This window comes from Runella sp. (assembly GCF_027484545.1).
GTDB lineage: Bacteria > Bacteroidota > Bacteroidia > Cytophagales > Spirosomataceae > Runella.
Window position 1 is genome coordinate 1 of the sequence record NZ_JAIXST010000305.1, and the last position, 21,601, is coordinate 21,601.

At 42.2% G+C, this 21,601-nt stretch carries 11 protein-coding genes; 4 read left to right on the forward strand and 7 right to left on the reverse strand.

Annotated elements, in window-relative coordinates; translation table 11 throughout:
• Positions 1-81: 81 nt before the first annotated feature.
• The 4 genes from Q0081_RS27405 to Q0081_RS27420 all read right to left on the reverse strand — a co-directional run bounded on the left by Q0081_RS27405 (position 82) and on the right by Q0081_RS27420 (position 2,100).
• Positions 82-438, reverse strand: a complete 357-nt coding sequence (locus Q0081_RS27405; RefSeq protein ID WP_298361087.1) for a hypothetical protein — start codon at positions 436-438, stop codon at positions 82-84.
• 134 nt (positions 439-572) lie between these two features.
• The gene (locus Q0081_RS27410) at positions 573-1,559 is read right to left on the reverse strand and encodes a type II toxin-antitoxin system HipA family toxin (protein ID WP_298361089.1); all 987 of its coding nucleotides are present in this window, start codon (positions 1,557-1,559) and stop codon (positions 573-575) included.
• Positions 1,556-1,885 carry a HipA N-terminal domain-containing protein gene (locus tag Q0081_RS27415; RefSeq protein ID WP_298361091.1) on the reverse strand — a complete coding sequence of 110 codons (330 nt, stop codon included), beginning with the start codon at positions 1,883-1,885 and terminating at the stop codon, positions 1,556-1,558. Before Q0081_RS27415 ends, Q0081_RS27410 begins: the two co-directional genes overlap by 4 nt.
• Positions 1,882-2,100, reverse strand: a complete 219-nt coding sequence (locus tag Q0081_RS27420) for a helix-turn-helix domain-containing protein (RefSeq protein ID WP_298361092.1) — start codon at positions 2,098-2,100, stop codon at positions 1,882-1,884. Before Q0081_RS27420 ends, Q0081_RS27415 begins: the two co-directional genes overlap by 4 nt.
• Positions 2,101-2,448: 348 nt before the next feature.
• On the opposite strand from Q0081_RS27420, the gene rnr reads away from it, so the two are divergent.
• Complete coding sequence (rnr, locus tag Q0081_RS27425) at positions 2,449-4,839, forward strand: ribonuclease R (RefSeq protein ID WP_298361094.1); 2,391 nt, start codon at positions 2,449-2,451, stop codon at positions 4,837-4,839.
• A 55-nt stretch (positions 4,840-4,894) separates the two neighbouring features.
• On the opposite strand, the gene Q0081_RS27430 is transcribed toward rnr, so the two are convergent.
• Complete coding sequence (locus Q0081_RS27430; protein WP_298361096.1) at positions 4,895-9,820, reverse strand: hypothetical protein; 4,926 nt, start codon at positions 9,818-9,820, stop codon at positions 4,895-4,897.
• A 117-nt stretch (positions 9,821-9,937) separates the two neighbouring features.
• On the opposite strand from Q0081_RS27430, the gene Q0081_RS27435 reads away from it, so the two are divergent.
• Together Q0081_RS27435 and Q0081_RS27440 are read left to right on the forward strand one after the other, a co-directional pair.
• Positions 9,938-11,218 (forward strand): DUF2851 family protein, encoded by a 1,281-nt coding sequence (locus Q0081_RS27435; RefSeq protein ID WP_298361098.1) that lies wholly within the window; start codon positions 9,938-9,940, stop codon positions 11,216-11,218.
• An 81-nt stretch (positions 11,219-11,299) separates the two neighbouring features.
• Positions 11,300-12,769: a M20/M25/M40 family metallo-hydrolase gene (locus Q0081_RS27440; protein ID WP_298361100.1), complete on the forward strand. Its 1,470-nt coding sequence runs from the start codon at positions 11,300-11,302 to the stop codon at positions 12,767-12,769.
• Positions 12,770-12,895: 126 nt separating this feature from the next.
• Here the strand turns inward: Q0081_RS27440 and Q0081_RS27445 are convergent, their stop codons facing one another.
• The gene (locus tag Q0081_RS27445) at positions 12,896-14,458 is read right to left on the reverse strand and encodes a hypothetical protein (RefSeq protein ID WP_298361102.1); all 1,563 of its coding nucleotides are present in this window, start codon (positions 14,456-14,458) and stop codon (positions 12,896-12,898) included.
• 189 nt (positions 14,459-14,647) lie between these two features.
• Between Q0081_RS27445 and Q0081_RS27450 the strand changes: the two genes are divergently transcribed.
• A complete protein-coding gene (locus Q0081_RS27450) occupies positions 14,648-15,613 on the forward strand; it encodes a hypothetical protein (protein WP_298361104.1) in 966 nt (321 codons plus the stop codon).
• Positions 15,614-15,651: 38 nt separating this feature from the next.
• Here Q0081_RS27450 and Q0081_RS27455 read toward each other — a convergent pair whose 3' ends face one another.
• Positions 15,652-21,126, reverse strand: a complete 5,475-nt coding sequence (locus tag Q0081_RS27455; protein ID WP_298361106.1) for an alpha-2-macroglobulin — start codon at positions 21,124-21,126, stop codon at positions 15,652-15,654.
• Positions 21,127-21,601: the final 475 nt, after the last annotated feature.

A 21,601-nucleotide genomic window follows, 5' to 3' on the forward strand; every position in this document is an offset into this window, starting at 1 on the left:
AGTGACGTAAATTGGATTGAAAATCAACTAAACAACCGACCCCGAAAAACTCTTGGGTATTTATCTCCCATCCAGTTTGCTCTAAAACACCAAATTGCACTTCAAACTTGAATCCAAGTCTTTTAAAAACTCTTTTTTGTCATAAGGTGATATTGATATTTTGCCTGCAACAACGTTCTTAAATGTCAATACTCCGAAACCTTGGATTGTCGTTTCACTGTTGAGCGTTTTTTTTCTAATGGATTTTATATTAATTTCTTTGTTAAGGTCAATATATCTTTCCCAGTCAAAGTCAGGCATAAGTCCAACGCCCCAAACCTTAAATGATACAGTTGAAGGAAGAAATGTTGTAGCGTCAAAAAAAATTGTCTTGCTGTCATAAAAGTTGACAGTGCTCTCCTCAAATTTTTGTATTGTCAAATCAACAGATACATTCATTTTTGCAAAATATTGGTGGAATAGATACTCTTTTTACAAATTTGACAGAAATCAATAAGACGAAAAGTTCTGTTTATGAGTATTTTATACGAAAAATTCTCCGTGTTTCCTTTCTCCGTTTTCCGAATCCCCTCTCATTCTTTCACCAATTGCTTCAACCGCCCTTGGTAAGACTGCCAATAATTTCTTTTTGTGCTATCGTTGAGAAAAGAAGCGGCGACCATTTTTTCGACTGATTCCTGTCTTGATAGCAGGGTCGAAAGCAGATTGTTGAAAGTGGTTTCACCGATGCCGGCTTTTGCTGCCAATGTGGCAAATTGTTGACTGATTTTTCCCTGAGCTAAGTTTCGGGGCAAAAGCCCATCATCCAAAGCAAAGTCTTTATCTGGCGTATGAATACGGCTGTTCAGTAAGTCATACGCAGGGCTTAGACGATAATCACCCATGGGTGTTTCGAGCAATGAAAAGTTTTTAAAGTGCGCATCACCGTTGGAAAAGAGATAATTGAACAGCAGGATTTTCAACAGTTTGGGCGCTTCCAATTTGTAGGCCGGTAAATAGGTCTGCATCAATTGAAATAATTCCAAGTAATTGCCTGCGTACTTATAATGTGTTCCGTGGGTTTGCGGGGTTCTCCCAGCCAAAGAGGCAAAATCTTCCTGCCCGGATTTAGTTCCGTCTTCTCGAATATCGAAACGCTTGGTGATGTAGGCCGGAGCGCCGTTTCTAAAGAATATCAGCACATTCTCTGCCGTTTCCAGTCCAAAAATCTGACGGGCAATCTGCATCGTAAGATGCTCATTGGCGGGCATTTGGTCGGGTTTTTTACCTGCGCTCGGAATAGGTTTCAGAATATGAGTACCGCGTTCCCCTTCGTTCATGAGTCTCAACTTATTTTTCTCAAGCACAACCGAAAATTTCTCCTGCACCCCTGAAATTGACATACGAGTCCTGTTTTCTTCAAACAGTTCATCGGTTTCAGGATTAGAAGCCGGTGAATCGTAGGACAATACGTGATAGACCTTTTTGCCGGCAAATACCCGGTTCAGACAGGTTTTGCTGTAGGTGCTGAAACCTTCCGCTAAAGTGCCCGGGCAATGGGTGAATACAGGTAAGTTCATGGATTTTCCATTTTAATAATCCGAACGGCACCTATGCTGTCGGTGGCAGCTGTAACCATCAACAAACCAAAATAATCATCGGCATCAATTCGATGGTGTTTACAAACGACCTGTTTATTAGACCCTTCCGGCAGCATGTTATAGAAAAATGGGAAAAGATAATCAGCATGAAATTCCCGGTGTGTTTTAGGGAATGTGAGGCTGATGCCAGACTTAGTACTGTCGGTCATCCACGCATCGTAATAGCGAAAGGTAAATGAGCCATCATCGTGTTGGGTCAATACCCCCGCTGCATCATCTCTGAAAATTATTTGGGCCTGTCTCATGAGTGACGGGAAATCGTTTTTAATTGTAAACTAATTTCCATTCCCAATACATCGGCCAGTTTTTGTAGCGTTTGCAGCGTAGGATTGCCCTTTCCGCTTTCAAACTGTTTTAACGTTCGTAAACCAACACCAGATAACTCTGCAAGGCTTTCCTGCGTTACCTTTAACATTTGTCGGCGTTCTTTTATTAATTTTATCAGTTCTTCAAAGTGCATTGTACGGCTCTTTTTTATACAAATATACAATTGGATTTATTAATTGCGTCAAAAAGAGCATTTTAATGCACTATTTAATGTTTTATTATGTATTTAGTCACTCCAATGACTCAATAGTGTATTATACAGCACTTTTTGGGATATTTATTCTTAATTACGCTTAATGAGGCTTTTGGTGTGAGTTTGGCTCTTTTGGAAAAAGAAGATTTATAAGCATAAATGTGCATTAATCGCATTAGCCAATAATCTCTTAAAGTGCCGTGTATAGTGAGTTCTATCCTTGAAAAAGTAGAGTATGCAATGATTTTGGTAAAAAAATGGTTTATTTGAGTAGAAGTATTTATAAGTATGAAGAAAAATCAAAAATCACGCGAGCCTAAAAAGAGACAGGCTCGCCCCCAAAAAAAGATTGTCTCGTTTTTGGATGAATTCAAATCAGAGATTGCCGCTTTTTTTGAAATTAACAACGAACAGCCATTTGAACTGCAACAGCTCCACGACCATTTTGATGCCGATGACCAAAAATTAAGGTTGATTTTTAATGGATTGCTGGATGAATTGATTGAAGAAGAACGCATAAAACGTACGGAAGAAGGTTTATATTCTGCCAATGAAAGCGCTAATGTGTTGATTGGAAGAGTAGAACACGTGAATAAAAATTACGCTTTTGTCGTGCTTGACTCCGAGCCTTTGGGTAAGCCAAGCCTTTCGGGAAGTCCCGATGTGTGGATTGATTCTGATGATTTGCGCGGAGCCGTGGACGGAGATACGGTACGAATTACGCTTTTTAGCGATTATCGAAGCGGTCGCCGTCGCGAAGGGCGCGTAGAAGAAGTTCTCCAACGCGGACGTACGGAGTTTGTAGGAGAGCTTGAACTTTGGCCTAAATATGGAATTGTCTCGCTCGACAATCGTCGCATGTATGAAGAAGTACACATTTCTGAATCAAAACTCAAAAATGCGCAGGATGGCGATAAAGTACTGATACATATTACTCAATATCCGACTCGGTCGAGGCGAATGGAAGGTGAAGTCGTGGAAGTACTCGGGAAAGCAGGCTCGAATGAAACCGAAATGCACGCTATTTTGGCGGAATTTGGACTGCCTTACAAGTTTCCCGAAGAAATTGAAGCCGAAGCCAACGCGATTCCAGAAACCATTTCGGTCGAAGAAATTGCCCGTCGCCGCGATATGCGCGATATCCTTACGTTTACCATTGACCCCACTGATGCCAAAGATTTTGACGATGCAATTTCGGTGAAGTATTTGGACAACGGAAACTACGAAATCGGAGTTCACATTGCTGATGTAACGCATTACGTTCGTCCCAATACGGGCATTGAGCGTGAAGCTTACGCACGAGCTACTTCGGTGTATTTGGTGGACAGAACGGTACCGATGTTACCCGAAAAACTTTCCAATAATCTTTGCTCACTCCGACCTAATGAAGATAAATTGACTTTTTCCGCCGTTTTTGAACTGAACGAAGAAGCCAAAATCATAAATGAATGGTTTGGGCGTACCGTGATACATTCCGACAGGAGGTTTAGTTACGAAGAGGCGCAGGAGGTGTTGGAAAATCCCACCTCACCCCCTACCCCCCTCTCCTTTCAGGAGAAGGGGAATTTACCTCCTTCTCCTGAAAGGAGAGGGATTGAGGGTGAGGTTTTTTCGCAACCTCTCACGCTTCTTAACAAACTCGCCCATAAACTTCGAGCCGAGCGATTTGCGAAGGGGGCCGTTAATTTTGAAACAACAGAAGTGAAGTTTAATCTGGATGAAAATGGAAAGCCACTCGGGCTTTATACCAAAATACGGAAAGATGCTCACAAACTGATTGAGGAGTTTATGCTGTTGGCCAACAAGCGTGTGCCGGAGTTTATTCACCGAAAATCGAAAGACAAGAATCATCCCAACACCATGATTTACCGTATCCACGAAGAACCGGATATGGAAAAATTACGCATTTTTGCTGCGTTTACCGGACGATTGGGTTATAAAATGAAGATTGAAAATGAGAAAATTGCTGCTCAGTCGCTCAATCAACTCATGGAAGATTTGGAGGGAAAACCCGAGCAAAATGCGCTGGAGCAGTTGGCGATTCGTACCATGGCAAAAGCGCGGTACAGCACCGAAGATGTGGGTCACTTTGGATTAGCATTTAGAAGGTATTCGCACTTTACTTCACCTATTCGTCGCTACCCGGATATGATAGCGCACCGTTTGTTGCAGCATTATTTGGACGGAAAACCTGCTCCAGAACGAGCTGAATATGAACCTGCCTGCAAGCATTCATCGTCGCGGGAGCAATTGGCTGCCAACGCCGAACGGGCCAGTATTAAGTACAAACAAGTGGAATTTATGGCTTCCATGGAGCCAAATCGTGAATGGGATGGAATCATTACAGGCGTGACGGAATTTGGAATCTTTGTTGAAATTACCGAAACGGCTTCCGAAGGATTGGTACGGATGAATGATTTGAATGATGATTACTACGAACTCGACAAAGAAAATTACCGTCTTGTAGGAAAACGCTCGAAGCGGTTTTATACGTTTGGTGATGCGGTGAAAGTAAAGGTAAAAGAAACCAATATTTCGCGCAGAAGCATGGATTTAGTGTTGGCCAATGCCACACCAATGCATAGTGGTGGTTCTTTGAAAAGTGAACGTAACTTCCAACGGAGCAGTACACGTAAAGAAAAAGGAGCGGCTCCCAAGGAACGGAAAAGACGCCGATAAGTGATTGATTTTATCAGCCTTTTATGCTTTAACCCATAAAAGGCTGATAAAGTGATTAAAAGCCTTCTTTCTCTTCAGCCTTCTCTTTTTTCTTCACAGGAGCTTTGGCGGGTGTTTGAACAACCTTGGTTCCTGGTTTAGCTTTAGAAGCAGTATCCTTGGCAGCAACTTTAGGGTCTTTGGAATTTGCTGCCACTTTAGTATCCTTGGTTCCTTTTTCAGTTTTGGAGGCTTTGTCAGCTACTTTGGGTGTTTCCTCTTCCACAATTTCTTCTTTTTCCTCTGATTCTTTCGTAGCTACAACGGGAGGAGTCTTTGCTGCAGTTTTGCTGCCAGGAGCAGGGGTCGCTGTTTTGGTCGGAGCACCTTTGACGGGGGCTTTGGCCAGCGTTGTCTTTTTCGGTTTTGGACGATACAACGAATTGAACCTGTCTACGAACATATCCCGCTCTTCAAGTCCAATTGCCAATACAGCCGTTTCCTTTTTGTCTTTTGATTTGATGGCAATAAAATCATTGATTTCCTGCGTCGATGATACCATGGCGAGTTTGTCCTGCTGCCAATCGAAATAATACCATACATCGTCGGATGATTCAAGGTAAATGCTGATTTCATCACCTCGGGTACTTTTTCGGATTTCAATCATCCCTACCATCTCTGCGTTAATGTCGGTATTGCCAAGGTTGGATACCCCTATTTTCCCTACACTGTAAAACGCATTTTGGGATGGCGACCAACGTAAATTGACGCTGGATAAGACCAGCGTAGCATTGAATTTAGGCGAGGCATCAAACAAAGGTTTATAGGCCGCCGCAGTGCGAGCAATGTAGCCATCGGTTGCTTTACGGCCAATCAAGGCAGCTAATTTCGCCCCCAGGCGCTCAAAATTAGGTTCAGCAGGGTCGCTGTTTTGCTCGTCTAAGTTGGTTTGTACAATGTTTTCGGCCGCTTTGGTAATGATTTCGCGGTTGGCAGGAAAGTTAAAGGATAAAAGGCTGTTGAACCGATACGTCATGCTGTCAATATTGGTTTGCACAGAGCCTGCCGACATAAAGAGTTCTTCGCCTTCTTTCACTCCTTTCTCATTGATAAAGTTGAGTTTGCCCTGATACGTGATGGTTCCTTTCGCATCATTAAAGGTGTATGCGTTTTCTTCATCAATCAATTCATCGGGTGTTTTGGGTTCAGGAACAATGCGGAAAGACTTGGTTTTGTCGTCAAATCGCAGCAGCCCATTTGCTTCAAAAATAGTTTGGTCGTTCTTGGCTTCCTTTGCCGAGAGAAAGGTTGAATACAATCCATCAGCTCCTGCGCGGTAGTGTAACCCCACAGAAATAGGCAAATCTGACTCATTTTTGAGCGTTGGTGTTACTTTGAGGGCTGCATCTTTGGTAGGTGTTTCTTTGAACGGAATCCAAGACGCGACTAAGTCAAGGCGTTTTTTGATGATGGGTTTGACATATCCGTCAAATTGTAAATTAGGTTCGGGTGCCAGCATCGTCATGCGGCCTTTATATTGCATTCGGGGCGCAACTACAAAGTTGTCAAGCTCCACAATTTCGGCTTTGGCTACTGTGTAAGACACCTTATTTTTGGATTGCGGCAAGCGATTACTCGCCGAAGCGGTTAAGGAAGCCTGCTGTAAATTGAAGTTACCCATTTTTACCGGGATGGTATCGTTGGTAACGGTGGCGTACAAATAAGTAGCATCTCCCGTAAACTTCGTTCTGGATACCACTTGGATATTGCCGTTTTTGAGGCGGTGATACTCATTAAGTGTATCTAGCACTAAACGTGCATTTTTGAAGGGCATCATTTCTCCGTTTCGGTGAACTACCACTAAGCCTTTATCAGGCAGCACTTTGGCATCAGCGGTAGTTACGAACGGTACGCCGCCAATGTTGAGCGTCATTTTCTCAATTTCGTACAAAGCTGATGATCCGTTGAAGGTCAGGCCTTCCTGTTCTGGAGCAGTAGCTGTAAAAGTTGACGTTGCTACGTCTCCTTTCATAGCAATGGTCTTGGCGTTGATATTCCATTGGGCGCGGTTAATGGAAGTTCGATAGGCTGTAAAAGGAAATTCCATCGACGTATTTTCAAGAGAGTTCTTATTGGTCGAAATGCCTACCAATCCTTTTACTAAATTAAAGTCCACATCCACATTTTTACCTAAAAGGATAGGGCGCGTGGTATTGGTATTTGAAATGATCTTGTACTGAGACTCGCCCGCTAAAAATCCTTCTTTGTTAAATTTAATATCCTGCGATGTCAATTCGGAGTCATCACGACGCAGGAGCCCTTTTCCATATAAACCTGTGGATCGCAGCACGATACGTCCGTCTAACTTGGTGGTTCCGTTATAAAAATTAAAGGTATTGACTTTGGTTGTTAGCGACATGCTGTCGGCTTTGGGAGTCCAACGCATGGTATAATTTCGCAAATCTACTTTCGGGAAATAGGCTTTGCCAATAATAGCTTCTTTGATTTCGGCCTGCGCACCGTTGGCAATCATTGAATCCGCCATAAACAACATGCCTTCGGTGGGAATACGAGCGCTCAAGTGCGTAATTTCCCCTTGCGACCGCAACCCCTGCTTGTCCATTGTCAACTCTTTTGTGAATTTGACGTTGGTTGTTGTTCCGTACACTTTGTAGCCAGCAGCTGGAGGGATGTATTTAAAACCCAGTGAGTTGTCGGGCATAGAACGCAATTCTGCCTTGAAAGGGGGAAAGATTCCGTTAGAGTTGAATATCCCGATGAAGACGATGTCCTGCGTGGCAAGGCTGTCGTAGTCGATGGACGGAATCTTGAAAAATACTTTTCGGTCGTAAGCCAGATTTCCTCGGTCGGCTTGGTCAAAATACACCGTCATCCCTTCCGGTACATTCAAACGGGGAAAGACAGAATTTTTCTTGGCCCCTGATTTATTGGTTGGATCGTTCAGGTAAATACGCCCCGATTTTTCATAGACAATATCTCCGCCCACTTCCGCTTTGCTGCCCTTGTCATAAGCGGCTTTGGGAATATAAGTAATGTTGTCGATTTTATTCAAGTCCACAAAAAACTTGTTGTAGTTAAAGACCAAATCGCGGCCATTGAAGCGGAAATTGGCCGATACCAACAGGCCATTCATTGAAAAATCCCGATTTTTGAGGACTTTGATTTGTTTATCCGAAGGCATCGCTACGATTTTGAGGGAGTCACTGACGGTGAATTTATCCACACCTCGTATCGTCAATACGTTGTCTTTGAGATCAATACTGGCATTGGCCGTTGTGCTGTTGGCAGGATAAAGCGAAGAAATCTGAAGATTGTCAAAGTCAGCCTGTTTGTTATTGGCCAAAACGTACAAAATTCCCTTGTTGGTTAATCGTAAAAGCCCATTTTTGGGATCAGTAACCACATATCCTTCAAAGTATAACTGATTGAAAGCTGCCCGAACGGCGTTCATATCCTTCTTATAAAATTCGGTAATTTCTTCGGGAGCAAACGTAGGTGTTTTTTGTTTGGCTACGTAATTGGCTGCCATCAACAGCGGGTGAAATCCATACTGCTCGCTCATGGCCCGAAAACGTTCCTGTTTGTAGAAATTGAACGATTCAAACCGAATAGGGACCACTGTTTTGCCCGAAATAACCGAAAACTCAATTTCATTTTTGACAAAATTCCACCGCAGCATCTCGGCTTCAATGAACATCTTATGGTAAGAATCGGAGTACGGAGTATACTGAAAACCGGTACGACGATCAGCCGGTTGTGTTTTTACCAATCCTTCCGTATCGTTGTAAGAAAGTTTGATTCCTGGGTGATGCAGGGAGTCAGTTCCCAAATACGTAGTAAAGGTAGCCAACGGCGAAGTAATCAGAGAATCCGTCAGTTCAAAGCGGCGACTGCTGGATTTAAAGGCTGTTTTTCCGTTGTAACTGATGGTTATGGTAGAAGGGTCCTGGGTCAATGAGGCTCCGGATAGTTTCAGTCCTACCAACGATAATCCCCCCTGATAACGAATGTTTTTGCTTAAACCGCGTAATTGAGCATCGTTTCGATACGAAACAAACTTTGGATAAGGCGATGGGTGTCCTTTGCCGCGTTTTTTACTTTCGTATTCAAATACTCCTTCCACGGGTTGCGACAACTTCGTATCGTAATGGAGCTTTGCCTCGTCTGCGATGAGTTTTGGTAAACCAACGTTAAAGCTATATCCACTGAGGGTCACATACGCCTCGGGACTGCCGGCGGTTTCCCACGTCATTTTTCCGCCTGTTCCTACCCAAATCCCTTCCCGTACCGCCAATTTTCCGCTCGTTTGGGTAAGAGGGACTGAGTCATTGGCCGTAACCATGACCAAATTGACGTTTTTAAACTCAATAATAGCACCTGTAACGGTTGGTAATGGCTTTTTTTCGTAAGCATTTAACTTCAATACCCCTGCTGAATCGCCCACTACGTCACCCCACCCATCGTTGGCAGGAGTTGTTTTAGCAGGCTCTATCGGTTTATTCGGGTCGGGGGTACTCTCGAAACGAAAACTGTACGTGCCTTCATACGCAAACAAACGATTGAAATTAGAAGTATATATCAGTCTGTTTTCAAATAAGTTACGCGCCGTTTCGAAGTACTTTAATGAACTTTTGGTATCGTACGTCTCTATCACTTGAGCGGCGGTAGTCAAATACCCTTCCACTTCAGTGGGGACTGCATACGTCCCGTTGAAGGCGGCGTAAGTCCCGTTAAAAAACTGCTCAAAGTGAGGTGTAGTCGGTTTATAGCCTTTGGCTACCATCCGTTTGGTAATTGTAACGATACTTTTCTGATGACTTTGCGTCAAACGACTGTCCAACCACAAAGTTTCGAGGTTTTTAGCTGCCTTGATATAAGTGGGGTTCCCGCTCATGGCCATCATCTTTTGTGCGTCGGCAATAAATTGTACCGGATCGTCCGAAAGCTTGACTACCTGAGCTTTTAAACTTTGCCCAGTCAAGAATATAAGTAGGGTGAAATATAGAAAAAGCCGTTTCATACTGTCTGTGTTATTTGCGCAAGACCAATCAATACAATATAACTAAATTTAGTATCATTTTATTTTTAACAAAGCATTATGTCCGAAGATTTCCTGTACTTCTTGTGGCAATTTCAGTATTTTGATAAAACAAATTTGCAAACCGTTGCCGGTGAGTCACTTCAGACGTTGGCGGTGGGACAGCGCAATACCAATGCCGGCCCCGATTTTTTGAACGGTCGTGTCTTAATTGATGGCCTCGAATGGGTCGGAACGATTGAAATGCATCTCCGAAGCTCGGATTGGCATCGGCATACCCACAGCCACGACCGAGCGTACGACAGTGTTATACTGCATGTAGTCTGGGAAAATGATGCAATTATTCAGCGCCCCGATGGGACTTCTGTCCCCACTTTGGAGCTAAAGCCGCTGACTTCAAGGCAATTGCTTTACAAATACCAAGCCCTGACGGAAAGCAAAGAGGTGATTCCCTGTGCCAGTCAATTTGCAACTTCTGCCGAAATTCAAAAACTGTCTATGCTCGACCGAGCATTAATGCAACGACTTGAGCGTAAAGCAGCTGCAGTTCATGAAATGTTGGAACGCAACCATCAGGATTGGGAAGAAACGGCCTATCAATTATTGGCTCAAAACTTTGGGTTTAAAATCAACGCCGAACCAATGCTTCGATTGGCACAGGGATTGCCGCTGAAAGTCCTCCAAAAACACCGCGATAATCTTACTCAAATGGAAGCACTTCTTTTGGGACAGTCGGGTATGCTGCCTGCAATCGAAAACACGGATAATTACGTAGATATACTGCGACGGGAGTATGATTTTTTGTCGGCAAAATATTCCCTGAAACCGCAGCAACTTCGGGCACACGAGTGGAAGTTCCTGCGATTGCGCCCTGCCAATTTTCCTACAGTGCGTTTGGCTCAATTGGCCACTTTAGTACAGCGCCAACCGAGTTTGTTTTCGTTGTTTATTCATACGGAGACTCTTAAAATGTTGCAGAATGCCTTGCGTGTGGAGCAGTCAGGATATTGGCAAAAACACTATCAGTTTCAAAAAGAAGCTACCGGCAAAGTCCCTGCTTTGGGAAAAACATCGGTAGAAAATATCATTGTCAATACGGTTGTGCCGTTGTTGGTGGCTTACTCAGAAGCAAAGGACAGTCGACTGTTTTTAGACAAAGCATTGGAACTTTTGGAACAACTTCCTGCCGAGCAAAATCACATAACCGAGATGTGGGAAGGATTAGCGTTGAAAACGAAAACAGCATTTGATTCTCAGGGAGTTATTGAGCTTTATAATAATTTTTGTTCTGAAAAACGATGTTTGAATTGCGGCATAGGAACGGCACTTTTGAAGTCTTAATTAACCATTTGATAAATAGTTGAAATAATCAGATGGCATCTTTGTATTTTTGCAGGTTTTCTTAGCTACCCCATAACTTCCATGTACCGTAACCTATTTCCTGCCTTTTTAGTAAGTGTCAGCCTGCTTGTTTTTTTTGCCTTTCGTGGAGACGATGAATTTGTTCCAACTTTTCAGAAAATTAATGATGATGTCCTCAAAAACAGCCGCGCTTATGAAACATTGGGCGATGCTACTTCTACCATCGGGCATCGTTTGACAGGTAGCCCCAATGGGGCAAGAGCAGAATTATACGCTTTCAATCTGTTCAAAAAATACGGCTATGCCGACGTAAAATTTCAATCGTTTGAAGTGGAATCTTGGATGCGGGATACGGTTACGCTCGATGTCGTTCCTAATAAAAGTGATAACTTTCGTACGGTACCCGTCGTGGCCTTGGCACATTCTCCCGTTCAGGCAAAGGTGAGCGGACGTATTGTGGATGTAGGAAATGGATTGGAGGAAGACTTTGAGGCGGTAAAAGATCAGATTAGAGGTAAAGTAGCCTTGGCCAATATCGGATTGGTGAATGGCAAACCGGGTCAAAAAAACCTGCATCGCTCTGAAAAAACGGCTTTGGCCATTCAATACGGTGCTACAGGGATTATCACTGTTAATCAAGTGCCGGGAAATGTACTTCTTACGGGTACTGCTTCAGTAACGGGGTCGTTGATTGCTATTCCTGCCGTGAATATTTCGAAAGAAAGTGGTGAAGAAATTCGCAATTGGATGAAGGTCGATACCGATTTACACGCCATTGTTGACATGCGCAACGTGAGTAAGAAAATCAAAGTACGGAATGTAATAGCCACTATTCCCGGAAAGTCTGACGAGCGCATCATCATCGGAGGGCATTTAGATTCGTGGGATTTAGCAACCGGAGCCTCTGACAATGGCCTTGGTTCTTTTACCATTATGGATATTGCACGTACCTTCAAAACCCTGAAAATAAAACCCAAACGGACCATAGATTTCGTGCTTTTCATGGGAGAAGAGCAGGGGTTGCTCGGTTCTCGCCAAGTTGTCAAAGAATTGATCAAAACCAAACAGGTGGATAAGGTGAAGTTCATGATGAACCTCGACATGACCAATAATGTGTACGGAATGAATGTGGGAGGACGGGACGAATTGATTCCTTTCTTCCAGTCGGTGGGGGAACAGATTAAGAAAGTGGATGGCAATTATGCCAATGCCGTCAGCAGTCGGGCAGGGCTTCATTCTGATCATCAGCCTTTTATGCTGGAAGGTATCCCGACGGGTGCACCTGCGGGACGTCTCGGCCCTAACGTATTTGGCTGCTACCACGCCAATTGTGATAATTTCAACCTCATCAACCGGGAAGAAATGGTCAATGGCGTACGATTCTCGGCTATGCTTCTCTACGCTCTTGCCAATGCCAATGACTTACCTGCCAAAAAATTAGACAGCTACAAAACCCGCGATTTGCTCATCGCCCAAGGCCTTAAAAAAGAATTGATTTTGGGGAAAGACTGGAAATGGGGTGAGAATTAAAAATAATTTTATGTCAAAATACAAAATATAAATAAGCGGAAACTATATATTAGTTCCTCATAAATACATTTAATTTGAGAAAACTCAGAAGCTAAAAATTACTCGGCAAATAGAAGCTGAAATTATCTAAATTGTTTCAAATATTTGATTCATAATTTTTATTAAATAGAGCGTCTTGCCTAAGAACTCAAATTGTTCAGTAGAAGTCCCGTTTAAATTAAATATATATACATTTTTATTTAACTCCGAAATAATGTTATGTGGTAAATTATCTAATTCCTCCTCATCGCAAAATAAGATTATTTTCTTTCCAAGCCCATAGGCATAACCAAGTTCTGTCAATGAGGATGATAACCGAATTTTATCTTTTTCATTAGGATATTTCATTTTGGGATATAACAATACAAAATATTTACTTTTTGCGATTGCTTCAAAGGTTTTTTCATAAATACCTGGCCGTATAAACTGTTTATAATTTTTAGAAATGTCTGTATGTTCACATGTTGAATATTTTGTTTTAAGTCCAAACTTTTGAAGCATTTCTGATAGCTTAACTGACAAATTACGGTTTGTTTGGTATGTCACCTCCGCAGACTCTTCCGAAGAGTTATTGTAAGTAAGAGGAACTGATAAGAAATAGTCAAATCTATATAAACGAACATCCTTATTAATGCCTCGTTCTCTTACTTTCTCAATAGTTTTCCCCAATTCTTCTAAAGTAAATTTCCCCAGCCCTTTGGGTATTTTTATGAAATTTTGATCACGCCTTTCTAAAAAATCAATAATTGCATTGTCAATTTTAGTTTCTAAACCCTTAATTTCATCATGAATTATACATTTGTACTTTTTCAGAGTGTCAATTTTTTCTTTATTATCAAGTTTCAATAATAAAGCAGTTCCACAAAAAAGAGTACCTTCTTCTCTGACATTGTAATAAACACCTAATGCAATTTGATTAATTTGATCTTTGTTGAAAAATAAAATTAATCTTAAATACCGTTGATTCTCGTTGACTCTCAACGGTTTTGTTTCCAAATAAATACCTCCTTCTTTATTTTTTACAATTTTATATTCTCCTGTATAACTATTCTTTTCCCCTTTCCTGTTGATGTTCCCTATTTCAATGATGTTTTCCTTAAATTCGACAAGGGACTCTTTAATTCCATATTTCTTAAGTAAAGAATCTTCATTTTTTAATTCTGACTGTTCCCAAAAACAATACAAAGCCCAATTGTTTTGTTTTAAAATTGCTCTTTCATGTATTGCTTCTGGATATATAGCATCATTGTAGTTGTTTGTATAATCTAATTCGTTTCTATATTTTTCTTCAAAAAGAAATGCAAAAACTCCTTTAATTGTCTCTGTCTTAATCTTTCCTTTAAGTTTTCCATCATTAAGATAGGCATATCTATAAATATCCTTATATAAAATCGAAAAGTTACTGAGGAGAGGCGCATTTTTTAGTGGATTCTTCTCAAAATACCTTAATTCTGCATATCTACTTCCTACGGTTTCTTTAGACTCGCCACTTAGAAACTCTCCAACTACACGCCAATATCTTGACTCTGACAAGTTTTCATCACTAAAAACCTCTCCTGTTATATTATGATAGAATTTAGGGAAGCATTCTTTAATCCTTTCAAGAAACAATTTTGCACCATTCGTTGAGAATTCGACATACTTACCCATACTAAAAAATGTTCATTTGATGAAAAAAAAGGAAAATGTTGCATAAAATAAGACAATTAAAATGGAAAAAACGAGAAAAAATAAGAAATATTTTAGAAATAAAGTAAATATTAAATCCAATACAAAACCCCTGTTTTGTATTGGATTTATTACTCTTTTTGTCCCCATAAACTAAATATCAAATAACCCATGAAAAATTTAATGCGTTTTATTAACGAGCTAAAGCTGGAAAATCGGTACTTATTGGCATTAATTGCAATTTTGGGACTTTGCTTAGTTTGCATTGCCTTAATTGTTCCAGAAGACTGGAAGTTTATTAAAGAAGCCCTAAGCAAATTAGGCTCGGCGGTTCTAATAGGTGGCGTAATACATTTTTTAGAACATTGTTTTCTTAGACATTCTGAAGATGAGCAACGAAAAATTGATTTAAAAATAGTGCTTGAAGACCTTAAAAACCAAATTCTTGATGAAGTACAGCAAATAGTTGACGAGTCAGGCAAGAACCTTATTGGTAACTATACGTTAACCAAATACGATATTAAAATAATGACAGAGAGACTTTTACATAAGTATCTTCCAGCAAATAAACACTTTGAAAATGTGGGGTTAGCAGATATTCTTCCACGCTTTGATCTTGATGGTTTTTTTAGTGATGTGCGCAAAAGAAGAAATACTCGAATTCGTTTTTCGGTACTTCATTTACCTTTTACTAACCGAACTGAAAACGAGATTTATAGAACAATTGTGGAAGATGGAAATAGTGTAGAAATTTTGATATATGATAAGTATGCTAAAGAAGCATTAAAAAAACGAGTTGAATCTCTCGGAAAAAATGATTGGTGGGAGCTCAAAAAGGCCATTGAGATGGATGAAAAAATGTTGAGAAGTCTTCGTAATCGCCTACCAAATCAATTTAAAGATAAACTTAAAGTGAAAATTTATAAAGGATTTATTTCAGCTAGCATTTATGGTGTTGGTGAAACTTACTGGTGTGGCCTATATTTACAAGACCGTTCGGCTTTAGAAGGTACAATGTTGAAAATTCAAGGTACTTCAAGTACATTTTTCCATGATATAGATCATCATTTTGAGTGTATGTGGAATGCATCCACTACCATTGATTTAAATTGGTTTTTGAAGCAACATGAAAACTAATATGGTAGCGGTAAAAGTATTTTTACCGCTACCATTTATCAATACACTTTCACTTTTCCGCCTCCCGAATAACTCCGAAAATCGCCTGAATACATCGCATCGGCCGAAACGGGCCCAAGGGTGAATGTACCTTTGGTGATAACGCGAACCATGTAATAAAACGTCTTTTCGACGTTGTTGGCGGTAGTGTAATAGTTGATGCGGTCGTCGCGAATATCGAAATGATCGGGTGTTGTGGGGTTCTTAATCCAAGGCATATCACGCGGCTCAGTCAGGCGCGGGTTTTCAACTTCAAAAGCTGCCGGAAGCAAATCCGTCACCACCACGTTTTCAACGGGTGAGCCGTCAGTGCTTGTCAATGTAATTTTGACAACAACCAAATCATTTTGGTGGAAAGCGCTGAGTGGCTGTCCGTTGCGGTTCAGGAACTGCTTGCGTACGCGCAATCCTGCATCTTCCTCTACATAAGCGCCTGTGGCACTTAAACCTTCAGACTGAGCAAACCAATACAACGAGCCTTTGCCGGAAGCAGTAATTTGTAATTTTTGATTTAGTGGTTTAGTGATTATTAAGTCTTTCCCGTCAAATTTACTCACTACTCGCTTCTCGCTACTCACTACTGCCGTTACCGTTGAACCTGCATTTTTCTTGGCCAATTTTCCCAAAGCTAAAAACGAGAACGCCGCTTCCTGAGTATTAAGATAGGCGGTTGAATTAAGTGCCTGCGATAATCGACGCGCTAACGTTGGAATTTGAATGTTGTTGGGGTCGGTTTCGATTAAGGTATTCAAGGTCAACGCTATATTTCGAATAGGCGAAGCAAAACTGCCGCTTAATTGGCGCGATGAGCGAGTTTCGGCAAGCGTAGCCGGCAATAACGCGTAATAACTTCGTTCGTCACCGATTTGCTTGAACGCCGCCGCTAATAGGTAGCGGGTATCCGAAGTCAACAACTGCTGATTTTGTTTGTAATAATTCATGGAAGCGCGGTTGGCTTTACCACCCAACGCCAAAGCATACAGCGAATACAGCGACGAACGACTTCCAATCGTCACTTGGGTATAGCCGCTTGCCTCATCGTAAACATAATCATATTCGGTAGCGGGAGTACCTGTTTTTACCGTCAAATAGTTCAACATCCGACCTACAGCTGATTGATTGATTTCAAATCCGGCACGTTGGGCTTCGAGCAGGAAATGCGTGGCGTAGGCAGTTCCCCAAGGCGATTCTTCGGTTCCTGCGGGCCAGTAACTTACCGCCCCATTGGGCAACTGCATACTTTCAACCTTTTGAATAGCCGCCTGCACATTGAAGGTAGGGTTAAAATCGCTTTCGCCCGTTTTGACTACGTACGTTTTGGGGGCAATGGATTTGGCAATATCAGCAAAGTACAGCTGCGGAAAAGCCTTGGAAATCGTTTGCTCAATACAACCGTGCGGATAACCCAACAGATAATCCAATGCCTTGGCATACTGCACCATAGGCGAACGACTCACTACCAATTTGCTGCTCACCGTGGAAGGAATAAAACCATTGCCGCTTAAATCAACGGTTCCTGCGCTTCCTCCCGCAATTATGCCTGATTGTGATGTTTTTAACAGCGAAGTCGCAGGGCGAATGGTTAATTCGGTTTTTTCAACAAATTTCTCCTTGCCATTATTTACTGTCACGGTTACGCTGCCCATCCCCATTGCTTGGGCGGCTTTGACCACAAAAGCCGTACGACTTTCCTTTTCAGGCGCAATGCTCAGCGTTTGAGTTTTGCCCTGAAGATTTTGAAGTTGTCCGTTTACGCTGATACTCACTTGGACATTAGCGGCTGTTTTCTCCGTATTCGTTACGTTAACCGGGACAATTAACTCATCATCAGGGCTGAGAAAACGCGGCAAAGCTGTGCTGATCACAATAGGGTCAGCAACTTTCATGTTTTTGTTGCCTGACCCAAACGCATTGTCTTTGTAAGCCACTGCCATAATGCGCAAATCGCCCGAAAACTGCGGAATATCCACTTCAAATTCTGCTTCTCCGTCAAAACCTGCGTCTATTTGTCCCGACCAATAGGCCACCAAATTGACACGTCCGTTAGAAAGCGGATTGATGCGTTTTTCCAAATCGTATCCGTCACCCCCCACACTGCTCGCTGAAGCCAACGAAAGTTCGGGGAAAAGGAACGGATATAAATCGTGGCTATTGACTTCCAAGGCCCGTTTTTGATAGAAAAATCCGTGAATGTCAGGCGTTTGGAAATTTTTGATTTGCAGGATGCCTTCGTCTACCACGGCTATCGTCACCTGCGCATTACGAGCCGTTTTTATCCTGATTTTTTGTTTGGTTTTGGAACGGGATTTTTCCACGGCAACAATTTCCACGGGCAATTTGGTATCATCGTCTTCGACCTTGACCGAAGCAAAACCGTGCGCTACGGTAAGCGGCAAATTAGAATTGTCCAAAGGTCGAATCAGCGTAGCCGTGATGAAGGCATTCGGTAAATGTTCACTTCCTACTGAAAAACTGAATGCCGCCGACTTGTTATCCGTCTCCAAATAGTGATGCTCCAGCACTTTGTTGCGCTCAACCGTCACCAAAAGTTTACCCACAAAAGGTGTTTTAAACAATACCTTGGCTTTGTCTCCTACTTTATAATTAGGTTTGTCAAATTCCATTAACACTTCGCCTTCGTTGCTTACCTCAAACGAAGAGGCCGATGTGCTGCCCCAACCATAGGCGTAAAAATTAATCACCGAATACCCCGTACTGCCAACACGCCGTATTCTGACTTCGTATTCTCCCGAAACGGTAGGCACATAACGAACCTCCGCCAGTCCATTTTTGAAAGAAACCACGTTGGAATACACTATTTTCTCCCGTTTTTTGGAAGCATAGCGAAGTTGGTCATTTTGTTTTTCAACCACGGTTTGGTAATCCATTCGGATAACTTCAACTTGGGCCGTGGCGGTCGCTTTGGGCTTACCGTCTTTGTCCACAGCCACGAGTCCAATGGGGACGGGAGCGTTGAGGCCCACGTAATTGTCCGCCATTTTTACCCCGTAAAAAACATCCTGCGTAAAAACATCAAAGCGTTTGAGACGATTCACGGGACGTCCCGTTTCGTCAAAAACGGTTACGTATATTTTTCCTTCCAATACGCCCAAATCCTGATACTCGGCGGGAAGCGGAAACGTTTCTTTTGCCAAGCCATTGTCATCCGTGACTCCCTGTCTGACAACGCTCTCGAATTTTGTAGCGTTGTCAGGCATGTCGAAAATGTATTCTTTGTATCTGTCCGCAAAAAAGGCTTTTCGTTTGAGCGAAAACTCCATTTCATAATTACGGCCCGACGCAGGAGGTCCAAATAAATTGAGGGCCGTGGCGTTAAGGGAGATAGCTTGTCCGGTGCGGTAAAATTCCTGATTGGTTTTGGCATCTACCTTGATGCGGTCGGGCATAAATTCCTCAATGTTCAGCTTTTTGGAAGCCAGCAGTACATCATTTCCGTTGTACACTTCCACGCTGTAGCCACCCGTCACGGCGGCTTTGTCGAGCACCAACGACGTTTCTACGGCTCCTTCGCTATTGGTATTCAATCTGTATGATTTTAACTCTTTACCGTTGGGCAATAACACTTTGATTTTCAACGGAATCTCTCCCACACTTTTCCAGGTTTGCTGACGCACAACGGTGTTAAAATGAATGGTTTCGCCGGGGCGATAAATATCACGGTCGCCATAAATAAATGCCTCAAAACCCGACGTATTATCACGCTTGCCTTCCACTTCAAAACGAGAAGTTTCGACTTGGGTATCTTCTAAAAACAGGTAGTTAAAATCGTCGTCGATGTTGTTTTTGGAGGGAGCCGTTTTTGCTATCACCATGGCAATGGTGAAATTGGGAGCTTTCTCGGAAAGTTTTTCAAATTTAGCGACCCCTCGGCTATCGGTTCGACCCGTCAGTACCGTTTGGTTGTTGGAAGATATAAGGCTGATTTCCAGATTATCAAGCGGTTCGGCGGTTTTGATGGAATTGGCAAAAACCCAAAATTCATCCTGCCCCTGCTTAGCAATCAGTCCAATGTCCGATAAAGACACCATTTTCACGGCCCGTTGGTATTGTTCGTCCTTGGACTGAACAGTGACGACGTAAATCCCCCGAAAGGCATTAGGGGCATCGGGCAAGCCCAAATTAAGTGCGGAAACGCCCTTTACTTTTGGTAAATTGTCGGTTTCGATGGTTTTGTCAACAATAATGTCGCTATAAACCTGATTGTAATCGTCTTCATAAGTATAATTGCCCGTTGGTCCCCAATTGTCTTCGCCACCTAAGTTTCCGTATTCTTCGTAGCGATTGGTACGCAGGTATTGCAAAATGTTGTTTTCGTAAATCTTCGCAATTTTGACCTGAACTTTGGGGATATTCACCACCTGCACGCCTACGTTACGTGCACCTTTGGAAGACAGATAAATGGCTTTTTTATTGACAAATGAAATACTCGCGGGCATATTACCAAAAAACAAATCCTTCGTGATTTCTTCTTCCAAATGCGCTCCCAATACGCCTTTGACTTGGTCGGTCAGAGTTAAAACGTAGGTGTCCGTTTCATTAAAATCACCGCGAATAGTGAAGCCGTTTTCGGTCAATTCGGCCTTCGTTTGTACCGCGGGCTGAATAGAATAATACGAAGCTAAGTCCACATTTTGAAGCTCTTGTGTGGTGATAATGCGTACTACGCCGCGATAGTTTTCAAAGCCCGTTTTTACGTCTTTTACCTCCAGCGTTGTTGCAGATGGAATGGTGCCGGAAAGCTTGATTTCTTCTTTGGTCGTGTAAGCAGTGTTGGGGACTTTAACCCCTTTTTCAACCGAAAATTCCAAAGGTTGTTCGTTTTTGTCAGCCGCTGCGTCGTTCAAAACCACCGTAATTGCCTCTGAGGGTTGGGTTTGAGTGGTGGAAGAACGAAAAGACTTATCTTCACTTTTTACCTTCAATTTGCTAACTACTTCGTTTCCGTTGACACCGTAATTGAAATGCAGTTTGGTTTTGGCCAACGGTTTGCCCGATTCGCGCGATTTGGTCCAATAGGTCTCGGCATCCGTCAATTGAAGATACGGCGTATGAAATTCTATCTCTTCGCCCGAAACGCCGTATTTTTTGTCGGTGGTTTTCTTGGCCAATTCTTTGCTCAACTCCGCTCGGTATTCAGTAGCGGGTTCAAAGCCGCTGGCGGGGGAGAATATTAGTTCGTTGGGAGCTGTCCATTTGAATTTTCCCGCCACGGCAGGGATAAATTCCACAAATTTGGTGGATTCCCAACTGTTTAGTTCTGACGCGGGCACAATGTCTTTATTGAAAGTAAAGACCAGATTTTGAGCCAAATTGATTTCATCCTCAAAATTTCGTCCCACTACCCGAATTTCGTTGAGTTTTCCACATTGAGTGAGGAATAGTGTGGAAAAAAACAGGAAAATGGAAAACGGAAAACGGAGAAAGGAAAAAGAACGACTGAACGGCGTTTTCATTTGACAATGGGTTTTGGGAGTTTAGGCAATAAAACGATGAAATTACGGGAAATTGTTGACAGCGAACAACAAAAAATCGGCACATTTATTTGGCGGTCTCATTAAGCACTTAACTATACGGTTGTGGGGTTTACACCACGTTCTTTGGGGTGTTTGCCACCTTTATTTTTAAGCTTGACAGTCTCGTTTTTGCTTTGCGTCAACCTTCTTATCTTTACGACTATGCAAATCAATAAATGGCGACTTTTCGGGCTTCATTATGCCTTCGTTTTTACGGTTCTATTTTTTTGGACTTTTACGGTTACACATAGATACGGCTATAATGGCGGGGATTGGTTTCATTGGGTTTCATTCATTTGGCCTTTAGTTGTTAGGGCTTTATTTTTAGAGAAAGATGCTCCCGTGTTAAATGCTCTGTTGCTTACACTATTTGCAACCTTTTTTTATTTGTTTATTTTTCAGGATTTAATTCAAA

Coding starts and splice junctions, on each gene's coding strand:
- Q0081_RS27405 (WP_298361087.1), bottom strand. CDS start 438: ATGAATGTATCTGTTGATTTGACAATACAAAAATTTGAGGAGAGCACT.
- Q0081_RS27410 (WP_298361089.1), bottom strand. CDS start 1,559: ATGAACTTACCTGTATTCACCCATTGCCCGGGCACTTTAGCGGAAGGT.
- Q0081_RS27415 (WP_298361091.1), bottom strand. CDS start 1,885: ATGAGACAGGCCCAAATAATTTTCAGAGATGATGCAGCGGGGGTATTG.
- Q0081_RS27420 (WP_298361092.1), bottom strand. CDS start 2,100: ATGCACTTTGAAGAACTGATAAAATTAATAAAAGAACGCCGACAAATG.
- rnr (WP_298361094.1), top strand. CDS start 2,449: ATGAAGAAAAATCAAAAATCACGCGAGCCTAAAAAGAGACAGGCTCGC.
- Q0081_RS27435 (WP_298361098.1), top strand. CDS start 9,938: ATGTCCGAAGATTTCCTGTACTTCTTGTGGCAATTTCAGTATTTTGAT.
- Q0081_RS27440 (WP_298361100.1), top strand. CDS start 11,300: ATGTACCGTAACCTATTTCCTGCCTTTTTAGTAAGTGTCAGCCTGCTT.
- Q0081_RS27445 (WP_298361102.1), bottom strand. CDS start 14,458: ATGGGTAAGTATGTCGAATTCTCAACGAATGGTGCAAAATTGTTTCTT.
- Q0081_RS27450 (WP_298361104.1), top strand. CDS start 14,648: ATGAAAAATTTAATGCGTTTTATTAACGAGCTAAAGCTGGAAAATCGG.
- Q0081_RS27455 (WP_298361106.1), bottom strand. CDS start 21,126: ATGAAAACGCCGTTCAGTCGTTCTTTTTCCTTTCTCCGTTTTCCGTTT.